5 protein-coding genes and 2 pseudogenes are annotated in these 6,019 nt (G+C 66.2%); 4 read left to right on the top strand and 3 right to left on the bottom strand.

Annotation, left to right across the window (positions count from 1 at the left end; genetic code table 11):
* The 3 genes and pseudogenes from VN047_RS17310 to VN047_RS17300 all read right to left on the bottom strand — a co-directional run.
* Positions 1 to 384, bottom strand: a pseudogene (locus tag VN047_RS17310) (hypothetical protein); the annotation flags it as partial.
* A 13-nt stretch (positions 385 to 397) separates the two neighbouring features.
* Entirely contained in the window at positions 398 to 676 is a 279-nt protein-coding gene (locus VN047_RS17305) for an acyl carrier protein (RefSeq protein WP_325544843.1), read from the bottom strand.
* Positions 673 to 1,662, bottom strand: coding sequence for a GNAT family N-acetyltransferase (locus VN047_RS17300; protein ID WP_325544841.1), 990 nt, complete (start codon positions 1,660 to 1,662; stop codon positions 673 to 675). The genes VN047_RS17305 and VN047_RS17300 overlap by 4 nt, the downstream gene beginning before the upstream one ends.
* Before the next feature lie 35 nt (positions 1,663 to 1,697).
* On the opposite strand from VN047_RS17300, the gene VN047_RS17295 reads away from it, so the two are divergent.
* The 4 genes and pseudogenes from VN047_RS17295 to VN047_RS17280 all read left to right on the top strand — a co-directional run.
* Complete coding sequence (locus VN047_RS17295; protein ID WP_325544839.1) at positions 1,698 to 3,230, top strand: acyl-CoA ligase (AMP-forming), exosortase A system-associated; 1,533 nt, start codon at positions 1,698 to 1,700, stop codon at positions 3,228 to 3,230.
* Complete coding sequence (locus VN047_RS17290; protein WP_325544837.1) at positions 3,227 to 4,456, top strand: pyridoxal-dependent decarboxylase, exosortase A system-associated; 1,230 nt, start codon at positions 3,227 to 3,229, stop codon at positions 4,454 to 4,456. Before VN047_RS17295 ends, VN047_RS17290 begins: the two co-directional genes overlap by 4 nt.
* A 172-nt stretch (positions 4,457 to 4,628) precedes the next feature.
* Positions 4,629 to 5,282: an XrtA/PEP-CTERM system exopolysaccharide export protein gene (locus VN047_RS17285; protein ID WP_325544835.1), complete on the top strand. Its 654-nt coding sequence runs from the start codon at positions 4,629 to 4,631 to the stop codon at positions 5,280 to 5,282.
* A gap of 48 nt (positions 5,283 to 5,330) precedes the next feature.
* A pseudogene (locus VN047_RS17280) lies at positions 5,331 to 6,019 on the top strand (chain-length determining protein); the annotation flags it as partial.

The raw sequence follows: 6,019 nt of genomic DNA, 5'->3' as shown, positions 1-6,019 counted from the left end.
GGCAACGCGCGCGCGCATCAACGTACGCAGCAGCGACGCGCCGCCGACGGGCGCCAGTCGCCACCATGCGGCCGCCTTCGCCTTATGGTCGATCAGCGCGCCGCCGCGAACCGAAGCGATGATGACCGGACCATCGATTTCCGCAGCGGTCTCGGCAAGCGCACCTTGCCAACGCGCCAGATCGACCTCGCCGAGCGGAACGAGGCTGTCATTCTGCCCCGGCAGGTCCGGAAGCACCGCCGTAAAGCCACTGGCTGCGAGCGCGCGCATCGCGAGCACCAGCGTGCGGCGCGTGCGGTTCGCTTCTTCGAACAGCGGGGGGACGATCAGGATATTGGCGCGGGGCGTGCCCGCGGGGGCGATGCGCAGTCGATGTTCGGTCATGCGCGCATCGGGATCAGCCGGTCACTTTGCGCAACGAAAAGGCGAGCAAATTACCGTAGGTTTCAAATATTTCGCCGTCGACCTCGTCATCATCGATGATGATGCCCAGCCGGTCTTCCATTTCGGTCAGAACGGTCGCGACCGCCATCGAATCGAACTCGGGTAGCTCGCCGAACAGGCCGCTGTCGCCGGTCAGCGCCGCGGCGCGTTCCTCGCCCAGCCCCAGCACATCGGCGAGCAGGGCGCGAAGGGTGGCGTCAACGCCGGATGCTTTGGGGGCGGGTTCGGTCACGATGTTTTCCTCAGCACGGGAAGGGCGAACGCCCTCAATGCCGGTCCCCATGCCGCGACGCGCGACGGATTGAAAGCCTCGATGCGCCACAGCGGGTCGTGCCGGTTCATCCAGTCGCGCTTGTACGCATCGTTACCGGTTCCGAAATCGACGCGCTTGACGCCATCGACCTCGATCACGTGGCGGAACAACGCCGCCGACAGCAAAGTGCCGGGCGAGGCCTTCAGGCTATCCTCGACATGCGCCAGCTTGTGGATGAACGCGGTGCCATCCTCGACCGTCCAATATTGCGCCGCGACCGGGGCGCCGTCGATGCGGGCGATTCCCATGCGCAGGCGCCCACCGGCGCTCTCGGCTTCGGCAAAGGCGCGCAGCAGGGCGGGGTGGCCTTCTTCCGGTTTCCAGCTCGCTGCATATACCTGTTCGTAAGCGGCCCAGCTTCCGGCATCGAAAGCGGTGAGCAGCTGGATATCGACAACACCCTTCTTCGCCTTGCGCTGGACGGTGCTCCGCAGCGCGCCCGGCCGGCTCGCCCACCAGCTGTCATGATCCATATCGGACAGATCGAGCCAGTGGCGGTCGCCTGCCGGCGCCGCTTTCACCCACCATCCTGTCGATCGCAGGGCCGAAGCGAGCGCCTGCTGTTCCTCGTCGCGGACCGGATAAAGCGACAATTGTGCAGTCGCCGCGCGCAGCTTGCGAAACAGGTCGAGTAGTGATGCCGTCGCGTCGCCGCTGCCCGTATAAAGCGGCCGGATCGCGAAGCTGTACCAGTTCGTCAGGCCAGCCAGATATCCCGGTTTCTCGATACGGAGCGGTAGCCAGGCGGTCGTGCCGCCAGCATGACCGCGCGCGTTGAACCGGCCCTGACCCGCGAAGCCATGCGCTGCGAGCTGGTCAAACCACAGGGCACGGTCGAACGGCGTAGCGAGACCTGTGGCGCGCGCCGCGTCGTCATTAGCGTGATGTTCACCGTTCCCTTGCATGGTGCCGCCCTCTATCACCTCACTCCTAACAGCCGATGACCAAAGCCGAAAACCCATCTTCGCGTCCGATCGACCATCTTGCCCGTTGCGGGGCGCCGGACGCGGCTGCGCTGCTGATCGGTGGCAAGGTCACGACCTTCGCCGACCTCGACGCCGGTGTCGGCCGACTCGCGTCTTGGCTGCTCGATCAGGCCGGCGGTCCGGGCGAACGCGTCGCGAACTGGAGCGCGAAAACGCGCCTCGCCTGTCTGCTGCCGCTCGCGGCGGCGCGGGCAGGGCTAATCCATGTGCCGGTCAATCCGCTGCTGAAGGGGCCGCAGGTCGCGCATATCCTGTCCGATAGCGGCGCGAAGCTGCTCGTCACCAACGGCGCGCGCGCCGACATGCTCGGCAAGGATCTGCCGGAGCATTGCGTGCTGCAGGATCAGAAGATCGGCGAAGAGGTGATTGATTCGGGCGGGCAAGGGCTGCCGCTCTCGATCGCGGAGCCGGGCGATCTCGCCGCCATTCTCTACACCAGCGGCTCGACGGGGCGGCCGAAGGGCGTGATGCTCAGCCACGCCAATCTGTGGCTCGGCGCCGAAAGCGTCGCCTCCTACCTGAAAATCACGCCCGAAGATCGCATACTCGCCGTGCTGCCGCTCAGCTTCGATTATGGGCAGAGCCAGCTGCTTTCGAGTTGGTACGCAGGCGCGGCGGTTGCTCCGCTCGACTATTTGACCGCGCGTGACGTCGTGAAGGCAGTCGCGCGCCACGGCATCACTACGCTTGCGGGTGTTCCTCCGCTTTGGGTGCAACTCGTCGAGAGCGAATGGCCCGCCGAAACCGCAGGGCTTCTCACGCGCCTGACCAATAGCGGCGGCGCGCTCACGCCGTCGCTGATCGACGCGATACGCGATACCTTCCCCCGCGCCGACATCTACCCGATGTACGGTCTGACCGAGGCGTTCCGCTCGACCTTTCTTGACCCGGCCCTCGTCGCCGATCATCCAACGTCGATGGGCCGCGCGATCCCGCATGCCGAAATCCTCGTGTGCCGCCCCGATGGCAGCATCACGGACGACGGCGAACCGGGCGAACTGGTTCACACAGGCCCCTTGGTCGCGCAGGGCTATTGGCGCGACGAAGAACGGACGGCACAGCGTTTCAGGCCGTCGCCCGCCGCGTCGCGCTACGGTGGAACCGCGGTCTGGTCGGGCGATACCGTTCGCCGTGATGCGGAAGGCCTCCTCTATTTCGTCGGCCGTGATGATGCGATGATCAAGACTGCCGGCAATCGCGTCAGCCCGACCGAGGTCGAGGATGTCGCGGTGGGGTCGGGGGTGATTTACGAGGCCGTGGCCTTTGGTGTTCCCGATGCGCGGCTCGGCGCTGCGATCGTCCTGATCGTGCGCGGCAGGGACGGGGTGAACGATGAAGAGGGGCTTGCGGCGTATCTCCGCCAGAATCTGCCCAATTTCATGCAGCCGGCCGCGATCGAATGGCGGGAAGAACTGCCGCGCAATCCGAACGGCAAGCTCGACCGCGTCGCGATTGCTGCCGGCTGGACGCACGAGGTGACGACATGAAACCGCACGGTCCGCTCCCCCCCGGCTTCAGCGCCGATCCCGATGGCATGCTGCTGATCGGCGGCGATCGCGCCGAAGCTCTCGCCGACGTCGCGGGCGATACGCCGCTGTTCGCCTATGACAGCGCGATGCTGCGGGCGCGCGTCGCCGAATGGCGCGCAGCGATGCCCGCCGAGGTTCAGCTTCACTATGCGATGAAGGCGAATCCCTATCCGCCGCTGCTCGCCTTCATGGCCGGACTCGTCGACGGGTTCGATGTCGCGTCGGGAGGCGAACTCAAGGCCGCGCTGGCGAGCGGCATGCCGGCCGGCGACATCAGCTTCGCCGGCCCGGGCAAACGCGATCGCGAACTCGAAGCGACCATTACTGCCGGCGCGACGCTCAACCTTGAATCGGCGGGCGAAGCCGAACGCGCGCTGTCGATCGCCGATCATCTGGGCCTCACCCCGAGCCTGGCCGTGCGCGTCAATCCCGATTTCGACCTCAAGGGATCGGGCATGAAGATGGGGGGCGGCGCCAAGCCCTTCGGCGTCGATGCCGCCGGGGTGCCGGCGCTGGTGCGCCGCCTGATCGACGCCGGCGCCGACTGGCAGGGCTTCCATATTTTCGCGGGATCGCAGGCGCTTGATGCCGCAGCGATCGCCGACACGCAGGCGCAGACCGTCGCGCTCGCCGCGCGGCTGGCGAATGAAATCGGCGCGACGCCTCCGCTCGTCAATCTCGGCGGCGGCATGGGCGTGCCCTATTTTCCCGGCGATACGGCGGTCGATGCGGCGGCGGTCGGGCAGGCGCTCGGCGAAACGCTCGGCGCGCGCGATCCGGTCCTCGCGGACAGCCGCTTCGCGATGGAACTCGGCCGCTGGCTCGTCGCCGAGGCGGGGGTCTATCTGACGCGCGTGGTCGATCGCAAGACCAGCCACGGTGAGACCTTCCTCGTCACCGACGGCGGCCTCCACCACCAGCTCGCCGCGAGCGGCAATTTCGGCACGGTGATCCGGCGCAACTATCCGATCGCTCTCGCCAATGCCTTCGGCCGCGAGCCCGTCGAGACCGTGTCGGTCGTCGGCTGCCTTTGCACCCCGCTCGACCGGCTCGGCGATCAGGTCGCGCTCCCGCGCGCCGAGGTCGGCGATCTGATCGCGATCTTCCAGGCGGGCGCCTATGGCGCGAGCGCGAGCCCGGCGGCGTTTCTGGGGCAGGGACCAGCGCGCGAAATGCTCGTCTGACGCCGCGCGACCTGTTCCCAATCGGGACAGTTTTATGCGGTCGCGGTCCAGACTTATGTCAATACTAACATTATGTTCACCCTTTTCGAGCAAGGACGGACGCTGACGCAATGGCTGTCGCCGCTTAAGTTCTGACCGCGGCTCCCCCCGGCGGCTCGAAAGGTTGATGATTATGGCTTCGTTTCCCTCGCTCCGTATCGCGCGCGCCGCACTCGTCTCGGGCATTGCCGCGACCGCGCTGACGGCGTGCATGGGCGCCGGCAACGCGCCGCAGCTTCCCAGCGCCAACTTCGTCGCGAACCAGGAGGGGCCGGGTGAGGAATATATCATCGGCCCGCTCGACGAACTCCAGATCTTCGTGTGGCGCAACCCCGAACTCGGCGGCAAGGTGCAGGTGCGCCCCGACGGCCGCATCACCACGCCGCTGATCACCGACATGCCCGCGGTGGGGAAAACCCCCACGATGCTGCAGCAGGACATCAAGCTCCAGCTCAGCCAGTATATCACCGATCCGATCGTCAGCGTGATCGTCACCACCTTCAACAGCACCTTCTCGCAGCAGGTGCGGATCGTCGGCGCGACCGAGAAACCCGCTTCGATTCCGTTCCGCGCCAACATGACCGTGCTCGACGCGATGATTGCAGTCGGCGGCCTGGGCGAATATGCCGCTGGAAACAAGGCGCGACTCGTCCGTTTCGACAAGGGCAGTGGGAAGCAGCAGGAATTTGCCCTGCGGCTTAATGACCTGATCAAGCGCGGCGATATCAAGGCGAACGTGCGGCTTCAGCCGGGCGATGTGATCATCATCCCCGAAAGCATGTTCTGATATCGACCGGCCGCCACCCACCCATCTCCCAAGGATAGATTTCGAGCGATGAACAGCCTCTATGACGAATTCCGGGTGGCAGTGCACAGCGTCTGGACGCGCCGCTGGCTCGTGCTGGCGGTCGCTTGGGGCATCTGCATCCTCGGCTGGCTCGCCATCGCGTCGATCCCGAACCGCTACGACAGCCGCGCACGCCTGCTCGTCGAGATCAACCAGATCCTGCCCGACGAGGCGCAGGGCGGCAGGGGGCCGCGCATCGACCAGATCCGCGAGACGCTGACCAGCGCACGCAACATGGAAAAGGTCGCGGCGACGACGGGTCTGCTTCCGGCGGGCGCGAACGACCGCGAAAAGGCCGGCACGGTCGCTATGCTGCAAAAGAATATCAAGGTCGTTCCGCAGCAGGACAATATCTTCGAAATCACGTCGAGCATCGCCGTCGGGAGTCTTTCCGACGCCGACAATGCGAAGCTTGCGTCGGGCGTGCTCGACAGCCTGATCACCGTGGTTCGCGACGATCAACTGCGCGGCGGCCGGATGAACGCGCGCGAGAGCCTGAAATTCCTCGATTCGCAGATCGCCGATCGCGAAAAGGCGCTGCGCGAGGTCGAGGCGCGCCGCGCGGCGTTCGAGGCGCAGAATATAGGGCTGATCCCGGCTGGTGCCGGCTCGCCCGCGCAGCGCGTCGACGCGGCGCGCGCCGAACTCAGCCAGATCGATTCGCAGCTCGTCTCGGC

Origin of the sequence: Sphingopyxis sp., from assembly GCF_035565275.1 — a bacterium.
GTDB lineage: Bacteria > Pseudomonadota > Alphaproteobacteria > Sphingomonadales > Sphingomonadaceae > Sphingopyxis.
The sequence above is the reverse complement of the archived record's forward strand: the minus strand, read 5'-3'. Positions and strand labels throughout refer to the sequence as shown.

Excerpts from the sequence above, each read along its gene's own strand:
- VN047_RS17300 (WP_325544841.1), bottom strand. The coding sequence starts at position 1,662 with ATGCAAGGGAACGGTGAACATCACGCTAATGACGACGCGGCGCGCGCC.
- VN047_RS17295 (WP_325544839.1), top strand. The coding sequence starts at position 1,698 with ATGACCAAAGCCGAAAACCCATCTTCGCGTCCGATCGACCATCTTGCC.
- VN047_RS17290 (WP_325544837.1), top strand. The coding sequence starts at position 3,227 with ATGAAACCGCACGGTCCGCTCCCCCCCGGCTTCAGCGCCGATCCCGAT.
- VN047_RS17285 (WP_325544835.1), top strand. The coding sequence starts at position 4,629 with ATGGCTTCGTTTCCCTCGCTCCGTATCGCGCGCGCCGCACTCGTCTCG.